This window comes from Gordoniibacillus kamchatkensis, assembly GCF_000829455.1.
GTDB lineage: Bacteria > Bacillota > Bacilli > Paenibacillales > NBRC-103111 > Gordoniibacillus > Gordoniibacillus kamchatkensis.
This window is the reverse complement of sequence record NZ_JXAK01000145.1, coordinates 1-1,433: the sequence shown is the minus strand read 5'-3', so window position 1 is coordinate 1,433 and position 1,433 is coordinate 1. Positions and strand designations below refer to the sequence as shown.

At 48.4% G+C, this 1,433-nt stretch carries 2 protein-coding genes; both read left to right on the top strand.

Annotated elements, in window-relative coordinates; translation table 11 throughout:
* Positions 1 to 76: 76 nt before the first annotated feature.
* A complete protein-coding gene (locus tag SD70_RS32520) occupies positions 77 to 400 on the top strand; it encodes a helix-turn-helix domain-containing protein (protein WP_041052876.1) in 324 nt (107 codons plus the stop codon).
* 35 nt (positions 401 to 435) lie between these two features.
* Positions 436 to 1,329, top strand: a complete 894-nt coding sequence (locus tag SD70_RS32515) for an IS3 family transposase (protein ID WP_082053818.1) — start codon at positions 436 to 438, stop codon at positions 1,327 to 1,329.
* Positions 1,330 to 1,433: the final 104 nt, after the last annotated feature.

Here is a 1,433-nt window from a genome sequence, read left to right as displayed (position 1 = left end):
TCTCCTAGGCCCCCTAATTAAACTGGAGTCCAAGCCCCCAATTAATTAAACTAAAGGTAATGGGAGGCGGGACAAAATGCGTTCGAAGAAAGTGTTTGAAGAGGCCCGGTTAAAGATCGTTCGAGAAGCACTGTCAGGGATTAAGATTGCAGTGTTAGCTCGAAAATACGAGATTCACCCGGAGACCATCCGCAACTGGCTTAGGGAGTATCGAGATCAAGTAGGGACAGATGAAATTCCTTCGACCGATGAACAAATCCAGGAGCTGAAAAGGCTTCAGGAAGTCGAAGAGAAGTATGAAAAAGCAGTTAAAATACTGGGTGAAAAAGAGCTTGAGATTGAGATTCTGCGTGAACTCTTAAAAAAGAAGAACCCCGCTTATCCGAAAAATACGAAATAGCAGACCAGTTCATTAAGCGGGGTGAACAAGCAACGTTGGTACTGCGAATCATTGGTTTGTCCGAGTCTACTTATTACGATCGGAGGAAGCGCGCGGCCTCACAGACAACTCATGCGTCTAGCGGCCAAAAGGGCCGCCCATGCCCCGGTTATTCGCTCACAACATACGGAAAGAAAGTAAGCGACGAACAGATTAAAGAATGGCTCCTCGAGCTTGTGGAAGGTGAAGAGCATGTGTATGGGTACAAACTCCTCGCTCAGTGCCTTCGTAACGAGCGCTCACTGGTGCTGGATAAAAAGAAGTCATACCGACTTTGTAAGGAACTGGGTATCCTTCAGAAACAGCGGGAGAAGTGCATCAAACATCCTCGTAGACTGCCCAAGAACCGCATCGTGACGGGACCGAACCAGCTGTGGCAAATGGATATTAAATATGGCTTTGTCGCTGGTCGTGACCGATTCTTCTTTGTGCTCAGCATCATTGATGTGTTCGACCGAGTTATCGTCGAATATCATAGGGGCCCTGTGTGCGAAGCCAAGCATGCCGTCCAAACGTTATGGCGAGCGTTACAGAAGCGTATCGGGGCTGGAGAAGCGTTACCCGTAATTCGCTCGGACAACGGACCTCAATTCGTCAGCAAATTATTTGGCAATACCTGTGAGAGTCTAGGAGTTGTTCATGAGCGAATACCGCCGCGGACCCCAAACCTGAATGCGTATATTGAATCCTTCCATAGCTTGCTGGAGCGCGACCTCTTATCCAAGATGGACTTTATGACCTTTGAGGAGGCCTTCGCCGAAATCGATCGTTACATGGACTTTTACAATAACCGAAAAATGCATGGCAGCTTGAAGCGGATGCCGCCTGTTAGATTTTCCGAATGGGTGATGCAGCTAGAAGATCGGTCGAACTTCCATATGGCGTTATGATCCGTCAGCCCCTGCAATTCTTGAGGAGAGAGTCGTAAATTAAAGGTGAGCTGCGGAAACCAATATTTTTACGGGCCGGACTCCGGATTAAGGGGGCCTAGCCG

Excerpts from the sequence above, each read along its gene's own strand:
- SD70_RS32520 (WP_041052876.1), top strand. The coding sequence starts at position 77 with ATGCGTTCGAAGAAAGTGTTTGAAGAGGCCCGGTTAAAGATCGTTCGA.